We start from the raw sequence: 19635 nt of genomic DNA, 5'->3' as shown, positions 1-19635 counted from the left end.
TGGCGCACCGCCGCCGCTGGGAGAGACGCGATGTTCAGCAAGCAAGACCAGATCCAGGGTTATGACGATGCACTGATGGCGGCCATGAATGCCGAGGAGCAGCGCCAGGAAGATCATATCGAGCTGATCGCGTCGGAAAACTACACCAGCAAGCGCGTCATGCAGGCCCAGGGCAGCGGCCTGACCAACAAATACGCCGAAGGTTATCCGGGCAAGCGCTACTACGGCGGTTGCGAACACGTGGACAAGGTCGAGGCCCTGGCCATCGAACGCGCCAAGCAACTGTTCGGCGCCGATTACGTCAACGTCCAGCCGCACTCCGGTTCCCAGGCCAACGCCGCGGTCTACCTGGCTCTGCTCAACGCCGGCGACACCGTGCTGGGCATGAGCCTGGCCCACGGCGGTCACCTGACCCACGGCGCCAAGGTCAGCTTCTCCGGCAAACTCTACAATGCTGTGCAGTACGGCATCGACACCACCACCGGCTTGATCGACTACGACGAAGTCGAGCGCCTGGCCGTCGAGCACAAGCCGAAAATGATCATCGCCGGTTTTTCGGCCTACTCGAAAACCCTCGATTTCCCACGCTTCCGTGAAATTGCCGACAAGGTAGGTGCCTACTTCTTCGTCGACATGGCCCACGTGGCCGGTCTGGTCGCTGCTGGCCTGTACCCGAACCCGCTGCCCTACGCCGACGTGGTCACCACCACCACCCACAAGACCCTGCGCGGTCCCCGTGGCGGCCTGATCCTGGCCAAGGCCAACGAAGAACTGGAAAAGAAATTCAACGCCGCGGTATTCCCCGGCGGCCAGGGCGGCCCGCTGATGCACGTGATCGCCGCCAAGGCCGTGAGCTTCAAGGAAGCCCTGGAGCCGAGCTTCAAGGTCTACCAGCAGCAAGTGATCGATAACGCCCAGGCCATGGCGGGCGTATTTATCAAACGCGGCTACGATGTAGTGTCCGGCGGTACCGACAACCACCTGTTCCTGGTCAGCCTGATCCGTCAGGGCCTGACCGGCAAAGAGGCCGATGCCGCCCTGGGCCGTGCCCATATCACCGTGAACAAGAACGCCGTGCCGAACGATCCACAGTCGCCGTTTGTCACTTCCGGTCTGCGCATCGGCACCCCGGCCGTCACCACGCGTGGGTTCAAAGTGACCCAGTGCGTCGAGCTGGCCGGCTGGATCTGCGACATCCTCGACAACCTCGGCGACGCCGATGTCGAAGCGAACGTCGCCAAGCACGTGACAGCCCTGTGCGCGGATTTCCCGGTTTATCGCTGAGAGCGGTTTTGGAGTAAATGACTATGCAACGCTATTCGGGCTTCGGCCTCTTCAAGCACTCTCTCAGCCATCACGAAAATTGGCAGAAAATGTGGCGCACGCCGACCCCGAAAAAGGTCTATGACGTGGTCATCGTCGGCGGCGGCGGGCATGGTCTGGCGACCGCCTACTACCTGGCCAAGGAACACGGCATCACCAACGTGGCCGTGGTCGAGAAGGGCTGGTTGGGCGGCGGCAACACCGCCCGTAACACCACTATCGTGCGTTCCAACTACCTGTGGGACGAATCGGCGCACCTGTACGAACACGCGATGAAATTGTGGGAAGGCCTGTCCCAGGACCTGAACTACAACGTGATGTTCTCCCAGCGCGGCGTCTACAACCTCTGCCACACCCTGCAGGACATCCGTGATTCGGAGCGTCGGGTCAGCGCCAACCGCCTCAATGGCGTCGACGGCGAACTGCTCAACGCCCAGCAGGTGGCGGACGAGATTCCGTACCTGGACTGCTCGAAGAACGCCCGTTACCCGGTGATGGGCGCCACCGTCCAGCGTCGCGGCGGCGTGGCCCGTCACGATGCCGTGGCCTGGGGCTTCGCCCGTGCGGCCGACGCCCTCGGCGTCGACCTGATCCAGCAGACCGAAGTGATCGGCTTCCGCAAGGAAAACGGCGTGTGCATCGGTGTCGAAACCAACAAGGGCTTTATCGGCGCCAAGCGCGTCGGCGTGGTCACCGCCGGTAACTCCGGGCATATGGCCAAGCTGGCCGGTTTCCGCCTGCCGATCGAATCGCACCCGCTGCAAGCGCTGGTGTCCGAGCCGATCAAGCCGATCATCGACAGCGTGATCATGTCCAACGCCGTGCACGGTTACATCAGCCAGTCCGACAAGGGCGACCTGGTGATCGGTGCCGGTATCGACGGCTACAACGGTTACGGCCAGCGTGGTTCGTACCCGGTGATCGAGCACACCATCCAGGCCATCGTCGAGATGTTCCCGGTCTTGTCCCGTGTGCGCATGAACCGCCAGTGGGGCGGCATCGTCGACACCACCCCGGATGCCTGCCCGATCATTTCGAAAACCCCGGTCCCGAACATGTTCTTCAACTGCGGTTGGGGCACCGGCGGCTTCAAGGCTACCCCTGGCTCGGGCAACGTGTTTGCCGCGAGCCTGGCCAAGGGTGAAATGCACCCGTTGGCCGCTCCCTTCTCCATCGACCGTTTCCACAACGGTGCGTTGATCGACGAACACGGTGCTGCTGCGGTCGCCCACTAACAGGAGAAATCCCTATGTTGCATATCTTCTGTCCTCATTGCGGCGAGCTGCGCTCCGAAGAGGAATTCCACGCTTCCGGCCAGGCGCATATCCCGCGTCCACTGGACCCGGGCACCTGCACCGACGAGCAGTGGGGCGACTACATGTTCTTCCGCGATAACCCCCGCGGCCTGCACCACGAGTTGTGGGACCACGTTGCCGGTTGCCGTCAGTATTTCAACGTGACCCGCGACACCGTTACCTACGAGATTCTCGAAAGCTACAAGATTGGCGAGAAGCCGCAATTCACCGCTAAAGCAGACAGTTCGAAAGTGCCCGGCGCGGCTGTGGGAGAGAAGGTATGAGCCAGGTCAATCGCCTGTCCAACGGTGGTCGGATCGACCGCAACAAAGTCTTGAGCTTCACCTTCAACGGCCAGGTCTACAAGGGCTTTGAAGGCGACACCCTGGCCGCCGCGTTGCTGGCCAACGGTGTGGATATCGTCGGTCGCAGCTTCAAGTATTCCCGGCCACGGGGCATCTTTGCCGCCGGTGCCGAAGAGCCGAACGCGGTCCTGCAACTCGGCGCCACCGAAGCGACCCAGATCCCCAACGTGCGCGCCACCCAGCAAGCGCTGTATCAGGGCCTGGTGGCCACCAGCACCAACGGCTGGCCGAGCGTCAACAACGACATGATGGGGATTCTCGGCAAGGTCGGCGGCAAGCTGATGCCACCGGGCTTCTACTACAAGACCTTCATGTACCCGCAGTCGTTCTGGATGACCTACGAGAAGTACATCCGCAAGGCCGCGGGCCTCGGTCGCTCGCCGACCGAGAACGATCCGGACACCTACGACTACATGAACCAGCACTGCGACGTGCTGATCGTCGGTGCCGGCCCTGCCGGTCTGGCCGCCGCACTGGCCGCCGCGCGCAGCGGTGCGCGGGTGATCCTGGCCGATGAACAGGAAGAGTTCGGCGGCAGCCTGCTCGATTCGCGCGAAAGCCTCGATGGCAAGCCGGCGGCCGAGTGGGTCGCCAGCGTTATCGCCGAATTGAAAGGCCTGCCGGACGTGCTGCTGTTGCCGCGCGCCACCGTCAACGGCTACCACGACCACAACTTCCTGACCATTCACGAGCGCCTCACCGATCACCTCGGTGACCGTGCGCCGATCGGCCAGGTGCGCCAGCGTATCCACCGGGTCCGCGCCAAGCGCGTGGTCCTGGCCACCGGTACCCATGAGCGTCCGCTGGTCTACGGCAACAACGACGTACCGGGCAACATGCTCGCCGGTGCCGTTTCGACCTACGTCCGCCGTTACGGCGTGGCCCCGGGCAAGAAGCTGGTGCTGAGCACCAACAACGATCACGCCTATCGCGTGGCTTTGGACTGGCTTGATGCCAGCCTGCAAGTGGTGGCTATCGCCGATGCCCGCAGCAACCCGCGCGGCGCACTGGTGGAAGAAGCACGGGCCAAGGGGATTCGTATCCTCACCGGCAGCGCCGTGATCGAAGCTCGTGGTAGCAAGCACGTCACTGCGGCGCGCATTGCCGCCATCGACGTCAAAGCGCATAAAGTCACCAGTCCTGGCGAATGGCTGGACTGCGATCTGGTAGCAAGCTCCGGCGGCTACAGCCCGGTGGTCCACCTGGCCTCGCACCTGGGCGGCAAACCGACCTGGCGTGAAGATATCCTCGGTTTCGTACCGGGCGAAGCACCGCAGAAACGCGTGTGCGTCGGCGGTATCAACGGCGTCTACGGCTTGGCCGATGCCTTGGCCGACGGTTTTGAAGGTGGCGTTCGCGCGGCCAACGAAGCCGGTTTCAAGGCGGTCGAAGGCGTGCTGCCCAAAGCCCTGTCGCGTCTGGAAGAGCCGACCCTGGCGCTGTTCCAGGTGCCCCATGAAAAAGCTACCGCACGGGCGCCGAAGCAATTCGTCGACCTGCAGAACGACGTCACCGCCGCCGCCATCGAACTGGCGACTCGCGAGGGCTTCGAGTCGGTCGAACACGTCAAGCGCTACACCGCGCTGGGCTTCGGCACCGACCAGGGCAAGCTGGGCAACGTCAACGGTCTGGCCATCGCCGCCCGTTCGTTGAACGTGACCATCCCGCAGATGGGCACCACCATGTTCCGTCCGAACTACACGCCGGTGACTTTCGGCGCGGTCGCCGGCCGTCACTGCGGGCATATCTTCGAGCCGGTGCGCTACACCGCCTTGCAGGCCTGGCATGTTAAGCAGCGCGCCGAGTTCGAGGACGTGGGTCAATGGAAACGTCCATGGTACTTCCCGCGCAACGGCGAAGACCTGCATGCGGCGGTCAAGCGTGAGTGCAAGGCCGTGCGTGACAGCGTCGGCCTGCTCGACGCCTCGACCCTGGGCAAGATCGATATCCAGGGCCCGGACGCCCGTGAATTCCTCAACCGTATCTACACCAACGCCTGGACCAAGCTCGACGTGGGCAAGGCGCGCTACGGCTTGATGTGCAAGGAAGACGGCATGGTGTTCGACGACGGCGTCACCGCCTGTCTGGCCGACAACCACTTCCTGATGACCACCACCACCGGTGGCGCGGCTCGCGTCCTGCAGTGGCTGGAGCTCTACCACCAGACCGAATGGCCGAACATGAAGGTGTACTTCACCTCCGTGACCGACCACTGGGCGACCATGACCCTGTCCGGGCCGAACAGCCGCAAGCTGCTCAGCGAAGTGACCGACATCGACCTGGACAAGGACGCGTTCCCGTTCATGACCTGGAAAGAAGGCCTGGTCGGCGGTGTGCCGGCGCGGGTGTTCCGGATCTCCTTTACCGGCGAGCTGTCCTATGAGGTCAACGTCCAGGCCGACTACGCCATGGGTGTGCTGGAGAAAATCGTCGAGGCGGGCAAGCAGTACAACCTGACCCCGTACGGTACCGAGACCATGCACGTGCTGCGGGCCGAGAAGGGTTTCATCATCGTCGGCCAGGACACGGACGGCTCGATGACCCCGGACGACCTGAACATGGGCTGGTGTGTCGGCCGGACCAAGCCGTTCTCCTGGATCGGCTGGCGCGGGATGAACCGTGAAGACTGCGTGCGTGAAGAGCGCAAGCAGTTGGTCGGGCTCAAGCCGATCGATCCGACCAAGTGGCTGCCGGAAGGGGCCCAGCTGGTGTTCGACACCAAGCAGACGATCCCGATGAAGATGGTCGGTCACGTGACCTCCAGCTATGCCCACAACTCCCTTGGCTATTCGTTTGCCATGGCTGTGGTCAAGGGCGGGCTGAAGCGCATGGGCGAGCGGGTGTTCGCACCGCTGGCCGATGGCAGCGTGATCGAGGCGGAAATCGTTTCTTCGGTGTTCTTCGATCCGAAGGGTGATCGCCAGAACATCTGAGGTGCTCCTTGTGGGAGAGGGTTTGCCGGCGATCCGGGCACCGCGTTGTACGGATCGCCAGCAAGCCGGCTCCTACAGGTTTCGGTAAGGCACAGAATTGAGGTCGGACGCGGACTTCTGTAGGAGCCGGCTTGCTGGCGATGACGGCAGCACAGTCACCACAGGGTCCACGGACAACCGCAAAGACAGAATTCAACACAGGTGTTTCACATGACCACAGCCAACGTTTACCAACAACGCCCGACTTCCGGGGCCAAGGCCGAGTCGTCGTTGCACCATGCCGACCTCGCCAGCCTGGTGGGTAAAGGCCGCAAGAACGCCGGTGTCACCGTGCGGGAAAAGAAATTGCTCGGTCACCTGACCATTCGTGGCGATGGCCATGACGCGGCCTTCGCCGCCGGCGTGCACAAGGCCCTGGGCCTGGAACTGCCCGTGGCACTGACCGTGGTTGCCAAGGGCGATACCAGCCTGCAATGGCTTGGCCCTGACGAGTGGCTGCTGATCGTCCCGAGCGGCGAAGAGTTCGCTGCCGAGAAGGCGCTGCGCGAAGCCCTGGGCGACCTGCATATCGCTATCGTCAATGTCAGCGGCGGCCAGCAACTGCTGGAGCTGAGCGGTCCGAACGTGCGCCAGGTGCTGATGAAGTCCACCAGCTATGACGTGCACCCGAACAGCTTCCCTGTGGGTAAGGCCGTCGGGACGGTGTTCGCCAAGTCGCAACTGATGATCCGCCACACCGCCGAAGACACCTGGGAGCTGGTGATCCGTCGCAGCTTTTCGGATTACTGGTGGTTGTGGTTGCAGGATGCGGCGGCCGAGTACGGTCTCAGCGTCCAGGCCTGAGGTTTTGTGTGATCTGTAGGAGCCAGCTTGCTGGCGATGGATTCACGGGCGCCGCAGTGTTTCAGGCGCCCAGCGTTATCGTTGGCCTCCATCGCCAGCAAGCTGGCTCCTACAGGGTTTGGTGTCGTATACAAGGGTAAGGATTGCCTGGAGCTCTCTACCAAGAGGCTCGCGATCAACCGCTTGGCGGTTGCCCCTCACGAACAGGAGTCAAGCAATGAGCCGCGCCCCCGATACATGGATTTTGACCGCCGACTGCCCCAGCGTGCTCGGCACGGTGGATGCGGTGACCCGCTATCTGTTCGAGCAGGGCTGCTACGTCACCGAGCACCACTCGTTCGATGACCGCCTCTCGGGGCGTTTCTTCATTCGCGTGGAGTTTCGCCAGCCCGACGGTTTCGACGAACTGGCCTTCCGCGCCGGCCTCGCCCTGCGCGGCGAGTCCTTCGGCATGCTGTTCGAACTGACCGCGCCGAACTACCGGCCGAAAGTGGTGATCATGGTCTCCAAGGCTGATCACTGCCTCAACGACCTGCTCTACCGCCAGCGCATCGGCCAATTGTCCATGGACGTGGCCGCCGTGGTCTCCAACCACCCGGACCTCAAGCCCCTGGCCGACTGGCACCAGATTCCCTACTACCATTTCCCGCTGGACCCGAATGACAAGCCGGGCCAGGAACGCCAGGTCTGGCAGGTGATCGAGGAGTCCGGTGCGGAGCTGGTGATTCTCGCCCGCTATATGCAGGTGCTCTCGCCCGAGCTGTGCCGCAAGCTTGACGGCAAGGCCATCAATATCCACCACTCGTTGCTGCCTGGTTTCAAGGGCGCCAAGCCTTATCACCAGGCCTACAACAAGGGCGTGAAACTGGTGGGCGCCACTGCGCACTACATCAACAACGACCTGGACGAAGGCCCGATCATCGCCCAGGGCGTGGAAGCGGTGGACCACAGTCATTACCCCGAGGACCTGATCGCCAAGGGCCGCGATATCGAAGGGCTGACGTTGGCGCGAGCGGTGGGGTATCACATTGAGCGGCGGGTCTTTCTGAACGCCAACAGGACGGTGGTGCTCTGAAGAACGGTCGTTTTACGACCTTCGCGGCGGTGCGGCGATCCGACAAGCTCCGCTCCCACAATTGACCGGGTAACGCCCAGGCAACGCGGGCCACTGTGGGAGCGGAGCTTGCCCGCGAAGAGGCCCGTAAGAACAACGCAACAACCACAAGCAATAACCCGGGCAATTTCCCACAGAGGACGCGGTGCCTGCCGTGAAGCAATACCCCTGTAGGAGCCGGCTTGCCGGCGATGAGGTCTGCAAGAACAACGCAACAACCACAGGCAATAACCCGAGCAATCTACGCGCTGCCCCCTGGCAACGTGTTGCTACATAAAAACAACAGCGAGGTGAAAGCATGTCTGGCAATCGTGGTGTGGTGTATCTCGGCAATGGCAAGGTCGAGGTGCAGAAAATCGACTATCCGAAAATGCAGGACCCACGCGGCAGGAAGATTGAGCACGGTGTCATCCTGCGCGTTGTCTCCACCAACATCTGTGGTTCGGACCAGCATATGGTCCGTGGCCGTACCACTGCCCAGACCGGCCTGGTCCTGGGTCATGAAATCACCGGTGAAGTGATCGAGAAGGGCAGCGACGTCGAGAACCTGAAACTCGGCGACCTGGTCTCGGTCCCTTTCAACGTAGCTTGCGGGCGCTGCCGTTCCTGCAAGGAGCAACACACCGGCGTCTGCCTGACCGTCAACCCGGCCCGTGCCGGCGGTGCCTACGGTTATGTCGACATGGGCGACTGGACCGGCGGCCAGGCTGAATACGTGCTGGTGCCGTACGCCGACTTTAACCTGCTCAAGCTGCCGGATCGCGACAAGGCCATGGAGAAGATCCGCGACCTGACCTGCCTCTCCGACATCCTGCCTACCGGCTACCACGGCGCGGTCACCGCGGGTGTTGGTCCAGGCAGCACCGTATACATCGCCGGTGCCGGTCCGGTCGGCCTCGCGGCGGCGGCTTCGGCGCGCCTGCTGGGCGCGGCGGTGGTGATCATCGGTGACGTCAACCCGATCCGCCTGGCCCACGCCAAGGCCCAGGGTTTCGAAATCGCCGACCTGTCCAAGGACACCCCGCTGCACGAACAGATCGCCGCGCTGTTGGGCGAACCTGAAGTGGATTGCGCCGTCGATGCCGTGGGCTTCGAAGCCCGTGGTCACGGCCATGAAGGCGTGAAACACGAGGCTCCGGCCACCGTGCTCAACTCGCTGATGGGCGTAGTCCGGGTGGCGGGCAAGATCGGTATTCCGGGCCTGTATGTGACTGAAGACCCGGGTGCGGTGGATGCTGCCGCGAAAATGGGCAGCCTGAGCATCCGCTTCGGCCTCGGTTGGGCCAAGTCCCACAGCTTCCACACCGGCCAGACCCCGGTGATGAAGTACAACCGCCAGCTGATGCAGGCGATCATGTGGGATCGGATCAATATCGCCGAGATCGTCGGTGTGCAGGTCATCAGTCTGGATGACGCACCGAAGGGTTACGGCGAGTTCGATGCGGGCGTGCCGAAGAAGTTCGTGATTGACCCGCACAAGCTGTTCAGCGCGGCGTAAGCAGTAAAGGGCAAGACGGAAAAAGGGCGACTTCGGTCGCCCTTTTTAGTGGGTGAAATTCAGTTGGAACAGACGGGCTTTCTGGCCGATATCCCGGTGGTACACGGTCGTTGGCAGCACATCGTTTCTGTAGGAGCAGGGCTTGCCCGCGAAGCTTTTAGCGATCTCAAGGGCCTCTTCGCGGCGGTGCGGCGATCCGACAAGCCCTGCTCCTACAGTTTTGTTTCGTTGCATATTCTGCGATCAGGCCCGTAGCCGCCAGCCCAGTACATCCATCAGGTCGCAGCCATCGCGCATGACCATCGCGGGGACCTGGAGGATATGTTGGAAGTCGATGTCATTGGCGTTGTGCAGTTCGATGTGGGACAGGGCTTCGAGCATCTGTGTCGCCGCGAGGAAGCGGGCGGCGGCATTGGCGTGGAGCACGTCGGTCGGGCTTTCGGCGTCGATCAACAGGCTGGGAATCAGGCAGTCGATGGCGGTGAGGGGTATGTATTTAGTCATGGGTAAAACCTCGGGAGTTTAGGACGAGGCCACCACACATCCGTCGCCAAACGAAAGGTGGCAGCTGTACGCAGGTTGGCGAACCGGAAACATCCCAAGCCGGCAGACCCGAAGGTCTCCCGCGCACAGCCGCCATAAAGCGGCTTTGCGGGTGCGAAGGCACCTGCAAACAAGCACAGAGCTTTCGCATGGGAGTTTAACGAGTCGCCAAACCCGTATCGCCAATCAGGGCGACCGGCGGACTATAAGCCGCAGGCTTCTGAGGACGCAAGGCGGGGAATTGTTACGGGTCATTCTGATGGGTGGATCTGAGGATCGGCTATCTTCTAGCCGAAACAAACCTTGAAAAAAGCTGAATATGGCAAAAATAGCCAGATTGCTTCGGCGTTGCTATAGTGAGCTGGCCATCTCAGCTTGCGAGCACATGCCATGATTGCCTTGCCTGACCTCCTTGATCTGCCCCGCCAGAATGCCTCCCAGGTGAAGAACAAGTGGGCCGACGTTGTCCGTCTGGTCCATCAGTCCGGCACTGTGGCGGTGACCAACCACTCGACTGTGGAAATGGTGCTGCTGGCCGCCGAGACCTATCAGCAACTGATCGCCGAAGTACAAGCCTACAAGGCCCGGGAGCAATCGGCTCTGGAGGAGTTGACCCAACGTTTCGATGCCCGCCTGGAGGTTCTGCAACAGCCTGAATCTGTCACTGGCGTGCGTTCACTGCTGGCGGCCAAAGGCAAGCTGGGCAAGCGACCCAAGGCAGGATCCTCCTACTGATGAGTGAAGTATTACCCAGCGGACGTCCTTACATTTTCGTCTTGGCAGGTGTCAACGGTGCAGGTAAAAGCTCCGTGGGTGGTGCGCTCCTGGCTGAACACGGGCTGGATTGGTTCAACCCGGATAGTTTTGCACGTGAGTTGGTCGGCTCGCAGGGCATTGATCCTGCTCAGGCCAATGCCCTGGCTTGGGAGCACGGCCGCTCCCTGTTGGAAACCGCACTGCTCCAGGGGCGTAACTACGCGTTCGAAACCACGCTGGGTGGTAACACGATTGCGCGCTTGCTGGCTCAGGCCGCTCGCACTCATGACGTGGTGATGCTGTTTTGCGGATTGTCGTCCGCGGAGCAGCACCTGCAACGGGTACGTTTTCGCGTGTCCGTCGGTGGTCACGATATTGCGGAAAAGAAAATTCGCGAGCGTTGGGTATCCTCTCGAGCGAATCTGGTCAGTTTGATGCCGCTGTTGGCGCACTTGCAGGTGTTCGATAACAGCGCCGACGTCTTACCGGGTGAGGATATTCCAGACCCTGTGCTGATTCTGGAGATGGTGGCTGGACAGATCACTTTCCCGGATCCGGAAGATGCCGTTGCCTTGCAGGGCACACCACAATGGGCGCGGCCGCTGGTACAGGCGGCTATTGAATATCTTCCGGAGTAGTCGGTCTGAAACGCCGCCGATCCTGCAAGGACCTCGCGGCTTTTGGGTTCAGAGCGCCGCCAACGGCCCCTGGTACAACACCGGTCCGGTCGGTTGCCCGGTCGGTGACCCGCCCGCCGGCTCAAGGCTGACCGCCAGCACCACCGAGGTGCCGAGCAAGGCCTTATGTGCTTCGCTCAATTCCACTCGCCCCTTGCCTTCCTTGGGCACCAGCCCCAGGGACACCGGCTTGCCACCCACCGGAATCGCCCACAATTCCAGGCTGCGGTCGGCGGTCACCGCCGCCAGGCTCAGCGGTTCCACTTGCAGGTAGTCGGCATGGGCCTTGACCCGCAATGCCGGGGTTTGCGTGCCGCTGAGCAGGGTTGCGCTGGCGCTCACCGGGTCATGGTTATAGAACACGCCCAGGGCCGCCACCAGCAACAGCGAACAGGCCGCCGCGAGGATGCGCAACCGACTCCAGAACGGCCGTTTCTCAGGCAGGTGCAGCCGTTGCGGATCGATCCGCGCAACGATGCCTTGCCACACCCGATCTGGCACCGGTTGTTCAGCCACCGATTCGGTCAAAGCCATCAGGTTTTCCTGCCACTCGGCGACCTGGGCCCGCAGCTTGGCGTCGTCGCGCATCAGCGCTTCGAAACGCCGGCGGGCGGCCTTGGACATTACGCCGATGGCATAGTCGGCGGCCAGGGCGCGGCGCAGGCGGGGGTTCTGGTAGTTCATGATTCAAGGCACCTGCGCAGGCGTTCCATGCCGCGACGTATCCAGGATTTGACCGAGCCCAGCGGCGCGGGCAGTTGTTCGGCCAGTTCCGCGTAGGACAGGCCGTGGAAGTAGGCGAGGGTGATCGACTGGCGTTGCGGGCCCTCCAGGGTCTCCAGGCAACGGTTCAGGGCACTGGCCTCCCGGGCGCTGTCGAGCAGTTCGTGGGCCGAGGGGCTGTCGTCGGCCAGGCTGTCTTCCTGGCCCTCGACCAGGGGCACCTCGCGGAACCTGCGCAACTGATCGATGGCCAGGTTACGGGTGATGTTGGTCATCCAGGTCATGGGCGCCGAGAGGTGGGCCTCGTAACGCGAAGCGTTGTTCCAGATGCGCACGAAGCTCTCCTGGAGGATTTCTTCGGCCAGGTCGGCGCGGCCCAGGCAACGCAGGGCTACACCGTGCAGGCGTGGGGCGACGCTACGATACAGCGTCTCGAATGCGCGGCGGTTGCCCAGTGAGCACTGGGCCAACAGCTGCCTGAGTTGATCGGCGTCGGCGGTGGAAATGGGTGTTCTCCAGACAATCAAAAGACGATGTATGGGCCGCGCTGTGCGCTCGTTGCCGCCTGAGGGTAGTTCACGGCACGCGGTTGTTCCATTCATTGGGGGGCCTCACAGGTCACACGGCCTCGGCCATAGACCAGTTATTACAGTCAACGCGCCCCTGTAGGAGCCAGCTTGCTGGCGATGGAGGTCAACGATGACGCGGGGTGCCTGAAACACCCCGGCGTTCTTGAGTCCATTGCCCGCAAGCGGGCTCCTACAGGTAGAGTGGCGGTGTGGCGAGTCTCAGCTTTTGGGCAGCAGCACCTTGTCGATCACCTGGATCACGCCGTTGGATTGCATCACGTCGTAGGTGGTGATGTCGGCGGTGGTGCCTTTCTCATCCTTGATCACGATGTTGTGCGGGCCGTTCATCATTGCCCACAACTTGCCGCCGGCGACGGTGGTCAGCTCGGTCTTGCCGCCGCCGGCCTTGATGCGCTTGCTCAGTTCGGCCATGTCGAGTTTCCCGGCCACCACGTGGTAGGTGAGGACATGGGTCAGGGTGCCTTTGTTTTCCGGCTTGAGCAGGGTGTCGACGGTGCCGGCGGGCAGGGCGGCGAAGGCGGAGTTGACCGGGGCGAAGACGGTGAACGGGCCCTGGCCCTTGAGGGTCGGCACCAGTCCGGCGGCCTTCACGGCGGCGACGAGGGTGGTGTGGTCGGCGGAATTGACCGCGTTGTCGACGATGTCCTTGCTCGGCAGCATGCTTTGTCCGCCGACCATCACACTGTCGTGGTCCATGCTCATGCTCGCCGCCTGGGCCAGGCCAGCGGACAACGCGAGGGTCAACAAGCTGGCAATCAGGGGCGCTTTGATCGAAGTGCATTTCATGATGGGGAATCCTTGTCGGTATGAAGTCGGCCAGGAAGTTCTGTCCGTGCTTGATATACGCAAGGGGGCGGGGATCGGATGCAGGGACCGCTGAATTTTTTATGGGGACGGTAGGAGGATTCGGCGCGTGCGGAACAAGTCCGGTTTTTTTGACTCCAACGGCAAGTGTTCGGCGCCTGTCCCTGCTGGCGGGTGGTATTGATGACTTTCGAGGTATTGCAATGAAGATTCCACGCGGTGTTGTACTGGCTTCGCTCCTGGCATTCGCCGCTACCCCGGTGTTCGCGGCGTTCAGCCTGAACGATGCGGCCAATGCGGTCTCGTCCATGCAAGGCGGGCAAAATGGCAATGCGGCGGCCCCGGCTGGCGGTCTGCTCAGCGCCCTGGGTTCGCAATTGCATGTCACCCCGGAACAGGCGGTGGGTGGTACCGGTGCGATGCTGGGCTTGGCGAAGAACAAACTCAGTGGCAACGATTATTCGCAGTTGAGCAAAAGTGTACCGGGCCTCGACCAGCTCTCGGGCGCGGGTGCTTTGTCCGGCCTGGGCGGTTTGCTCGGCCAGTCGGGTAACTCGTCGGCGGTGGGCAGCGCGCTGGGCAATGTGCAGAACACCGGTGACCTGAACAAGGCCTTCGGTGCCCTGGGCATGGACAGCGGCATGGTCGGCCAGTTTGCTCCGGTGATCCTGCAATACCTGGGACAGCAGGGTGTCGGTGGTCCGCTGCTCAAGAGCCTGGGTGGTATCTGGGGCGCCGGTAGCTGATCAGGCATCGGGCTCGCATAAAAACGCATCGCACGGTTCAAGCCGCGCGATGCGTTTTTTTATGGGCTGATCAAACGGACCGTTCTGTCGACGCGCTCTCGCTGCGCAGCGCCGCGATACGCTGGTCCTTCTCGCTCCAGAGCTGGTTGACCCAGTCCTGGATCTGCTGGCGAAACAGCGGGTCGTTCTCGTAGTCGCCTTGCCACAGATCGGCGGTCAATTCGCGGGTCTGGAAGTCGATGATGACCTTGGGCAGGTTGCCGCTGATCAAATCCCAGAACCCCGGAATCCGCTCTTGTGGATAAACCACGGTGACATCGAGGATCGCGTCCAGTTGTTCGCCCATGGCCGCCAGCACGAAGGCCACGCCGCCGGCCTTGGGCTTGAGCAGATGGGTAAAGGGCGAGTCCTGCTCCTGGCGTTTGGCCGGGCTGAAGCGGGTGCCTTCGAGGTAGTTGACCACGGTCACCGGCTGGCGCTTGAACAGCTCGCAGGCGGCCTGGGTGATTTCCAGGTCATGGCCCTTGAGTTCCGGGTGCTTGTCGAGAAAGGCCTTGGAGTAGCGCTTCATGAACGGATAGTCCAGCGCCCACCAGGCCAGGCCCAGGAACGGTACCCAGATCAGTTCTTTCTTGAGGAAGAACTTGAAGAACGGCGTGTGCCGGTTGAGGGTCTGGATCAGCGCCGGGATATCGACCCAGGACTGATGGTTGCAGACCACCAGGTACGAGGTGTCGCGGCGCAGGCCTTCGGCACCGCGAATATCCCAGCGGGTGGGGATGCACAGGGCGAAGATCAGCTTGTCGATCTCGGCCCAGGTTTCGGCGATCCACATCACCGCCGCGCTGGCATAGTCGCGAAAACGACCGGGCAGCAGCAGCTTGAGCAGGGCGAAGAGCATCAGCGGGCCGAACAGTACCAGCGTGTTGAGCAAAAGCAGGAACGTGACGAAACTGCCGGTGAGCAGGCGGCGCATACAGGGACTCTTTCAAAACGTGAGGGCGCGCCATGATAAAGGCGGGCGCGGGCAGACGCCAAATCGCCCGGGCGACAAATGTTTCACGGGATGTCGGATAGGTTGATAGTGGTCTGTCAGATTTGTTCATGAACCAACGCGCGAACAGCGGTCTAAAATGGCGCCCCTTGTGCGTCCACCCAAAGGTACAGCCGAAGTGAAATCCATTCTTGCCCTGTTGTCCCTCCTGGCCCTGCCGGTCATGGCGGCCGAACCGACCCTCTACGGGCGCTACGAATATATCCAGCTGCCGGAAATCGGCCAGACCTTCAAGGCCAAGATGGACACCGGTGCGTTGACCGCCTCGCTGTCGGCCAAGGACATCGAGCTGTTCAAGCGCAACGGCGAGGACTGGGTGCGTTTCCGCCTGGGCACGGCCGATGCCGACGGCAAGGTCTACGAGCACAAGGTCGCGCGCATCAGCAAGATCAAGACCCGTACCGAGGAAGACGAAGACGGCGAAGCCAGCGACGCGAGCAAGCGCCCGGTGGTGGAACTGGATATGTGCCTGGGTAACGTCAAGCGTAGCGTGGAGGTCAACCTGACCAATCGCAGCGGCTTCAACTATCCGCTGCTGATCGGCGCCAAGGCGTTGCGTGAGTTCGGCGCGGCGGTGAATCCGGCGCGGCGTTATACCGCCGACCAACCCCACTGCTGATTGACGGGGCGGCATGCGTCCGGCACCGTTGCGCGATCAACAACTGTGCTCGGACGCCATGCCCCATATCCTGATTGTCGAAGACGAAGCGGCGATTGCCGATACCCTGATCTACGCCCTGCAGGGTGAAGGGTTCACCACCACCTGGCTGAACCTCGGCGGCGCGGCGGTCGAGCACCAGCGCACGACGCCGGCCGACCTGCTGATCCTCGATATCGGCCTGCCGGATATCAGCGGCTTCGAGGTGTGCAAGCAGCTGCGGCGCTTTACCGAAGTGCCGGTGATGTTTCTCAGCGCCCGCGATGGTGAGATCGACCGCGTGGTGGGCCTGGAAATCGGCGCCGACGATTATGTGGTCAAGCCCTTCAGCCCACGGGAAGTCGCGGCGCGGGTGCGGGCGATCCTCAAGCGTGTGGTGCCCCCGGCGCTGTCGGCGGTTTCCAGTGAACGCTTCCTGGTCGATCACGAACGGGTACAGATCAGCTATCGCGGCCAGCCCTTGAACCTGACCCGTCACGAATTCCGCCTGCTCGCCAGTCTGCTGGAGCAACCCGAACGGGTCTTCAGCCGCGAGCAATTGCTCGATGCGCTGGGCGTGGCGGCGGATGCCGGCTACGAGCGCAATATCGACAGTCACATCAAGAGCCTGCGGGCCAAGCTGCGGGCGGTGGCTGGCGATGCCGAACCGATCCAGACCCATCGCGGCCTGGGCTACAGCTACAGCCCGGGGAACAGCTGATGCCGTTGGGGATCCGGATTTTCCTGGTGTACTTCCTTTTCGTCGGCCTGACCGGCTATTTCGTGCTGAACACGGTGATGAAGGAAATCCGCCCCGGCGTGCGTCAGTCCACCGAAGAAACCCTGGTGGACACCGCCAACCTGCTGGCGGAAATCCTCCATGACGATGTGAAGAACGGCACCCTCAGCCAGAGTCGCCTGCCGCAGGCACTCAAGGCCTACGGCCAGCGCAAGCCGGCGGCGACCATCTGGGGGCTGGAGAAGAATCAGGTCAACCACCGGATCTACGTGACCGACGCCCGTGGCATCGTCTTGCTCGATTCCGCCGAGCAGGCGGTGGGGCAGGACTATTCGAACTGGAACGATGTCTACCTGACCCTGCGCGGCGAGTACGGCGCCCGCTCGACCCGCACGGTGGACGGTGACCCGAACTCCTCGGTGATGCACGTCGGCGCGCCGATCACCGACAACGGCCAGATCATTGGCGTGGTCACGGTGGCCAAGCCCAATAGTTCGTTGCAGCCTTATGTGGACCGCACCGAGCACCGCCTGCTGATGTACGGCGCCGGGCTGATCGGCCTGGGCCTGTTGTTCGGCGCGCTGTTGTCCTGGTGGCTGAGCGCGGCGTTGCGGCGCCTGACCGCTTACGCCCAGGCGGTCAGCGAAGGTCAAAAGGCCGAGCTGCCACGCTATCGCGGCGGCGAGATGGCGCAGTTGGCCAATGCCGTGGAGCATATGCGCACACAGTTGGAGGGCAAGGCCTATGTCGAGCGCTACGTGCACACCCTGACCCACGAACTGAAAAGCCCGCTGGCGGCGATTCGTGGGGCGGCGGAGCTGTTGCAGGGCGAGATGCCGGAAGCCCAGCGCGAGCGTTTTGTCGGCAATATCGACAGCGAAAGCGCGCGGATGCAGCGGTTGATCGAGCGGTTGCTGAACCTGGCACTGGTGGAGCAGCGTCAGGTATTGGAGGAGCAGGTCGAGATCCCCTTGGGGAGCCTGGTAGATGAAGTCTTGCAGGCCCAGGCCGCGCGGATCGAACGCGGACGCTTGCAGGTGCAGCAGTCGATTGCACCGGACCTGAAAGTATTCGGCGAACCCTTCCTGCTGCGTCAGGCCATCGGCAATCTGTTGGACAATGCCCTGGACTTTACGCCGCCGGAAGGGCTTGTGCACTTCAAGGCCGAACGCCAGGGCCGGCAGCTGTGCTTGACGCTGTTCAACCAGGCCGAGGCGATTCCCGAGTATGCGCTGCCGAGACTGAGCGAACGCTTCTACTCCCTTCCACGGCCAGGTAGCGGCCGCAAAAGCACCGGGCTGGGGCTGAACTTTGTCGAGGAAGTGATGAAGCTGCACGGTGGCGAACTGCGCATCGGCAATGTGCCCGGCGGGGTCGAGGTCAGCCTGAGCTTTCCCGGATAAACACCGCATCTCCACACAGTCTCCACATTCGTCCCATCAAGCCCCCACACAGGCTGCGCAGACTCTCCCCCATACCAACAGGGAGAGAACCCATGAACCGCGGTCTGGCTATAAAACTCGGGGCGATTGCCCTACTGATGCTGTTGTTGCTGGTCCCGTTGATGATGATCGACGGGGTGATCAGCGAACGTCAGCGCTTGCGCGACGGTGTCCTGGAAGATATCGCCCGCAGTTCCAGCTACAGCCAGCAATTGAATGGTCCGCTGTTGGTGGTGCCGTATCGCCAGACCGTTCGCGAATGGAAGACCGATGCCAAGGGCGAGCGCTACCAGCAAAGCAGCGAAGTCAGCGGGCGCCTGTACTTCTTGCCGGAGCGTTTCGAGCTCGATGGCAAGGTTCAGACCGAACTGCGCTCGCGGGGCATTTACGAGGCGCGGCTGTTTCATGCCAATAACCAGATCAGCGGTAACTTCGTGCTGCCGCTGCAATTGGGTATCACCGAGGACTTTGCCGATTACCGCTTCGACGAGCCGTACCTGGCGGTGGGCATCAGCGATATCCGTGGCATCGAATACGCCCTGACCTTGCAGGTGGGCAGCCAGAACCTGGAGTTTCGGCCCGGGACCCAGGTCAGTTGGCTGGGTGACGGTGTGCATGTGAACTTGCCGCGGGTCGATGGCCGCGAAGAGCAGCGCCTCGATTTTTCCTTCGACCTGGTGCTACAAGGCACCGGTCAGTTGCAGGTGCTGCCGGTGGGCAAGACCAGCAGCATCCATCTGAGTGCCGATTGGCCGCACCCGAGCTTTATCGGCAACTACCTGCCGGTCAAACGGGAAGTCACCGACCAGGGGTTCAGCGCCCAGTGGCAGACCTCGTTCTTCTCCACCAATCTGCGTGAAGCCTTGAACAACTGCCTGGCGACCAGCGACTGCGATGGCTTCAAGGCCCGCAGCTTTGGGGTGAGTTTTATCGAACCGGTGGACCAGTACCTCAAGTCCGACCGGGCGATCAAATATGCGTTGTTGTTTATCGCCCTGACCTTTGCCGGCTTCTTCCTCTTCGAAGTGCTCAAGCGCCTGGCGGTGCATCCGGTCCAGTACGCCCTGGTCGGCGTGGCGTTGGCTTTCTTTTATCTGCTGTTGCTGTCGCTGTCGGAGCACCTTGGGTTTGGCCTGGCTTATCTGTTGTCGGCTGGGGCCTGTGTGGCGTTGATCGGCTTCTATGTCTGCCATGTCTTGCGCAGCCTGACCCATGGCCTGGGTTTCGGCATCGGCCTGGCCGCGTTGTATGGTTTGCTCTATGGGCTGCTGAGCGCCGAGGACTATGCGTTGCTGATGGGCTCGCTGCTGCTGTTCTGTCTGCTCGGGGTGTTTATGGTGCTGACCCGCAAACTCGACTGGTACGGGATTGGCCAGGGCAAGCCTGCCGAGGCGCTGAACTTTGATAGGGGAGCTGCCCATGAGTAGGTCGCTGGGGTTACGCGAGGATCAGCAATGGGGCGCGGAGCTGGCCCGCCTGTTGGCTAGTCAGTCAAGACCGAGCACGGTCCCTGTAGGAGCCGAGCTTGCTCGGGATAGGGCCCGTGAGACCAC

Annotated in this window: 19 protein-coding genes; 14 read left to right on the top strand and 5 right to left on the bottom strand. The window is 62.2% G+C overall.

Annotated features, from left to right (window positions below):
* The first annotated feature begins 30 nt into the window (after nt 1-30).
* The 7 genes from glyA (at nt 31) to fdhA (ending at nt 9371) form a co-directional block, all read left to right on the top strand.
* Nucleotides 31-1284 (top strand): serine hydroxymethyltransferase, encoded by a 1254-nt coding sequence (glyA, locus tag M5C71_RS20260; RefSeq protein WP_177102964.1) that lies wholly within the window; start codon nt 31-33, stop codon nt 1282-1284.
* Nucleotides 1285-1307: 23 nt separating this feature from the next.
* Nucleotides 1308-2558: a sarcosine oxidase subunit beta gene (locus tag M5C71_RS20255; RefSeq protein WP_100938568.1), complete on the top strand. Its 1251-nt coding sequence runs from the start codon at nt 1308-1310 to the stop codon at nt 2556-2558.
* Between the two features lie 14 nt (nt 2559-2572).
* Nucleotides 2573-2902: a sarcosine oxidase subunit delta gene (locus M5C71_RS20250; RefSeq protein ID WP_100938567.1), complete on the top strand. Its 330-nt coding sequence runs from the start codon at nt 2573-2575 to the stop codon at nt 2900-2902.
* Nucleotides 2899-5916 (top strand): sarcosine oxidase subunit alpha, encoded by a 3018-nt coding sequence (locus tag M5C71_RS20245; protein WP_248768599.1) that lies wholly within the window; start codon nt 2899-2901, stop codon nt 5914-5916. Before M5C71_RS20250 ends, M5C71_RS20245 begins: the two co-directional genes overlap by 4 nt.
* Nucleotides 5917-6126: 210 nt before the next feature.
* Nucleotides 6127-6759, top strand: a complete 633-nt coding sequence (gene soxG, locus M5C71_RS20240; RefSeq protein ID WP_100938565.1) for a sarcosine oxidase subunit gamma family protein — start codon at nt 6127-6129, stop codon at nt 6757-6759.
* 217 nt (nt 6760-6976) lie between these two features.
* Nucleotides 6977-7834, top strand: a complete 858-nt coding sequence (gene purU, locus M5C71_RS20235; protein WP_248746613.1) for a formyltetrahydrofolate deformylase — start codon at nt 6977-6979, stop codon at nt 7832-7834.
* A 337-nt stretch (nt 7835-8171) separates the two neighbouring features.
* Nucleotides 8172-9371: a formaldehyde dehydrogenase, glutathione-independent gene (gene fdhA / locus M5C71_RS20230; RefSeq protein WP_103498198.1), complete on the top strand. Its 1200-nt coding sequence runs from the start codon at nt 8172-8174 to the stop codon at nt 9369-9371.
* 243 nt (nt 9372-9614) lie between these two features.
* On the opposite strand, the gene M5C71_RS20225 is transcribed toward fdhA, so the two are convergent.
* On the bottom strand, nt 9615-9875 hold the full coding sequence (locus M5C71_RS20225) for a hypothetical protein (protein ID WP_040071331.1): 261 nt from the start codon (nt 9873-9875) through the stop codon (nt 9615-9617).
* 429 nt (nt 9876-10304) lie between these two features.
* On the opposite strand from M5C71_RS20225, the gene M5C71_RS20220 reads away from it, so the two are divergent.
* Both M5C71_RS20220 and M5C71_RS20215 read left to right on the top strand, forming a co-directional pair.
* Nucleotides 10305-10649 carry a type II toxin-antitoxin system Phd/YefM family antitoxin gene (locus M5C71_RS20220; RefSeq protein WP_103499646.1) on the top strand — a complete coding sequence of 115 codons (345 nt, stop codon included), beginning with the start codon at nt 10305-10307 and terminating at the stop codon, nt 10647-10649.
* Entirely contained in the window at nt 10649-11308 is a 660-nt protein-coding gene (locus tag M5C71_RS20215) for an AAA family ATPase (protein ID WP_248768598.1), read from the top strand. The genes M5C71_RS20220 and M5C71_RS20215 overlap by 1 nt, the downstream gene beginning before the upstream one ends.
* A gap of 48 nt (nt 11309-11356) precedes the next feature.
* Here M5C71_RS20215 and M5C71_RS20210 read toward each other — a convergent pair whose 3' ends face one another.
* The 3 genes from M5C71_RS20210 to M5C71_RS20200 form a co-directional block, all read right to left on the bottom strand.
* Entirely contained in the window at nt 11357-12031 is a 675-nt protein-coding gene (locus M5C71_RS20210; protein WP_248768597.1) for an anti-sigma factor, read from the bottom strand.
* Nucleotides 12028-12672, bottom strand: a complete 645-nt coding sequence (locus M5C71_RS20205) for a sigma-70 family RNA polymerase sigma factor (protein WP_103499643.1) — start codon at nt 12670-12672, stop codon at nt 12028-12030. The genes M5C71_RS20210 and M5C71_RS20205 overlap by 4 nt, the downstream gene beginning before the upstream one ends.
* 186 nt (nt 12673-12858) lie before the next feature.
* Entirely contained in the window at nt 12859-13446 is a 588-nt protein-coding gene (locus tag M5C71_RS20200; RefSeq protein WP_248768596.1) for a fasciclin domain-containing protein, read from the bottom strand.
* Between the two features lie 221 nt (nt 13447-13667).
* Here M5C71_RS20200 and M5C71_RS20195 point away from each other — a divergent pair, with 221 nt between their 5' ends.
* Entirely contained in the window at nt 13668-14210 is a 543-nt protein-coding gene (locus M5C71_RS20195) for a DUF2780 domain-containing protein (protein WP_103499641.1), read from the top strand.
* Nucleotides 14211-14280: 70 nt separating this feature from the next.
* Here M5C71_RS20195 and M5C71_RS20190 read toward each other — a convergent pair whose 3' ends face one another.
* Nucleotides 14281-15186 carry an acyltransferase gene (locus tag M5C71_RS20190; RefSeq protein ID WP_177102978.1) on the bottom strand — a complete coding sequence of 302 codons (906 nt, stop codon included), beginning with the start codon at nt 15184-15186 and terminating at the stop codon, nt 14281-14283.
* A 196-nt stretch (nt 15187-15382) separates the two neighbouring features.
* Here M5C71_RS20190 and M5C71_RS20185 point away from each other — a divergent pair, with 196 nt between their 5' ends.
* The 4 genes from M5C71_RS20185 (at nt 15383) to creD (ending at nt 19509) form a co-directional block, all read left to right on the top strand.
* Nucleotides 15383-15883 (top strand): ATP-dependent zinc protease, encoded by a 501-nt coding sequence (locus M5C71_RS20185; RefSeq protein WP_177102980.1) that lies wholly within the window; start codon nt 15383-15385, stop codon nt 15881-15883.
* Between the two features lie 58 nt (nt 15884-15941).
* Entirely contained in the window at nt 15942-16622 is a 681-nt protein-coding gene (gene creB / locus M5C71_RS20180; RefSeq protein ID WP_103499639.1) for a two-component system response regulator CreB, read from the top strand.
* Nucleotides 16622-18043 (top strand): two-component system sensor histidine kinase CreC, encoded by a 1422-nt coding sequence (gene creC / locus M5C71_RS20175; RefSeq protein WP_152741090.1) that lies wholly within the window; start codon nt 16622-16624, stop codon nt 18041-18043. The genes creB and creC overlap by 1 nt, the downstream gene beginning before the upstream one ends.
* Before the next feature lie 92 nt (nt 18044-18135).
* Nucleotides 18136-19509, top strand: a complete 1374-nt coding sequence (creD, locus tag M5C71_RS20170) for a cell envelope integrity protein CreD (RefSeq protein WP_248768595.1) — start codon at nt 18136-18138, stop codon at nt 19507-19509.
* Nucleotides 19510-19635 lie beyond the last annotated feature (126 nt).

Source organism: Pseudomonas sp. MWU12-2345 (assembly GCF_023242385.1).
GTDB classification, from domain to species: Bacteria; Pseudomonadota; Gammaproteobacteria; order Pseudomonadales; family Pseudomonadaceae; genus Aquipseudomonas; species Aquipseudomonas gingeri_D.
The sequence above is the reverse complement of the archived record's forward strand: the minus strand, read 5'-3'. Positions and strand labels throughout refer to the sequence as shown.

What these genes read in the sequence shown, in the direction of transcription:
- creB (WP_103499639.1), top strand. Translation starts at nt 15,942, where the DNA reads ATGCCCCATATCCTGATTGTCGAAGACGAAGCGGCGATTGCCGATACC.
- M5C71_RS20255 (WP_100938568.1), top strand. Translation starts at nt 1,308, where the DNA reads ATGCAACGCTATTCGGGCTTCGGCCTCTTCAAGCACTCTCTCAGCCAT.
- creD (WP_248768595.1), top strand. Translation starts at nt 18,136, where the DNA reads ATGAACCGCGGTCTGGCTATAAAACTCGGGGCGATTGCCCTACTGATG.
- soxG (WP_100938565.1), top strand. Translation starts at nt 6,127, where the DNA reads ATGACCACAGCCAACGTTTACCAACAACGCCCGACTTCCGGGGCCAAG.
- creC (WP_152741090.1), top strand. Translation starts at nt 16,622, where the DNA reads ATGCCGTTGGGGATCCGGATTTTCCTGGTGTACTTCCTTTTCGTCGGC.
- M5C71_RS20225 (WP_040071331.1), bottom strand. Translation starts at nt 9,875, where the DNA reads ATGACTAAATACATACCCCTCACCGCCATCGACTGCCTGATTCCCAGC.
- M5C71_RS20210 (WP_248768597.1), bottom strand. Translation starts at nt 12,031, where the DNA reads ATGAACTACCAGAACCCCCGCCTGCGCCGCGCCCTGGCCGCCGACTAT.
- M5C71_RS20190 (WP_177102978.1), bottom strand. Translation starts at nt 15,186, where the DNA reads ATGCGCCGCCTGCTCACCGGCAGTTTCGTCACGTTCCTGCTTTTGCTC.
- M5C71_RS20195 (WP_103499641.1), top strand. Translation starts at nt 13,668, where the DNA reads ATGAAGATTCCACGCGGTGTTGTACTGGCTTCGCTCCTGGCATTCGCC.
- fdhA (WP_103498198.1), top strand. Translation starts at nt 8,172, where the DNA reads ATGTCTGGCAATCGTGGTGTGGTGTATCTCGGCAATGGCAAGGTCGAG.
- M5C71_RS20215 (WP_248768598.1), top strand. Translation starts at nt 10,649, where the DNA reads ATGAGTGAAGTATTACCCAGCGGACGTCCTTACATTTTCGTCTTGGCA.
- M5C71_RS20200 (WP_248768596.1), bottom strand. Translation starts at nt 13,446, where the DNA reads ATGAAATGCACTTCGATCAAAGCGCCCCTGATTGCCAGCTTGTTGACC.
- M5C71_RS20245 (WP_248768599.1), top strand. Translation starts at nt 2,899, where the DNA reads ATGAGCCAGGTCAATCGCCTGTCCAACGGTGGTCGGATCGACCGCAAC.
- purU (WP_248746613.1), top strand. Translation starts at nt 6,977, where the DNA reads ATGAGCCGCGCCCCCGATACATGGATTTTGACCGCCGACTGCCCCAGC.
- M5C71_RS20250 (WP_100938567.1), top strand. Translation starts at nt 2,573, where the DNA reads ATGTTGCATATCTTCTGTCCTCATTGCGGCGAGCTGCGCTCCGAAGAG.
- M5C71_RS20220 (WP_103499646.1), top strand. Translation starts at nt 10,305, where the DNA reads ATGATTGCCTTGCCTGACCTCCTTGATCTGCCCCGCCAGAATGCCTCC.
- glyA (WP_177102964.1), top strand. Translation starts at nt 31, where the DNA reads ATGTTCAGCAAGCAAGACCAGATCCAGGGTTATGACGATGCACTGATG.
- M5C71_RS20205 (WP_103499643.1), bottom strand. Translation starts at nt 12,672, where the DNA reads ATGAATGGAACAACCGCGTGCCGTGAACTACCCTCAGGCGGCAACGAG.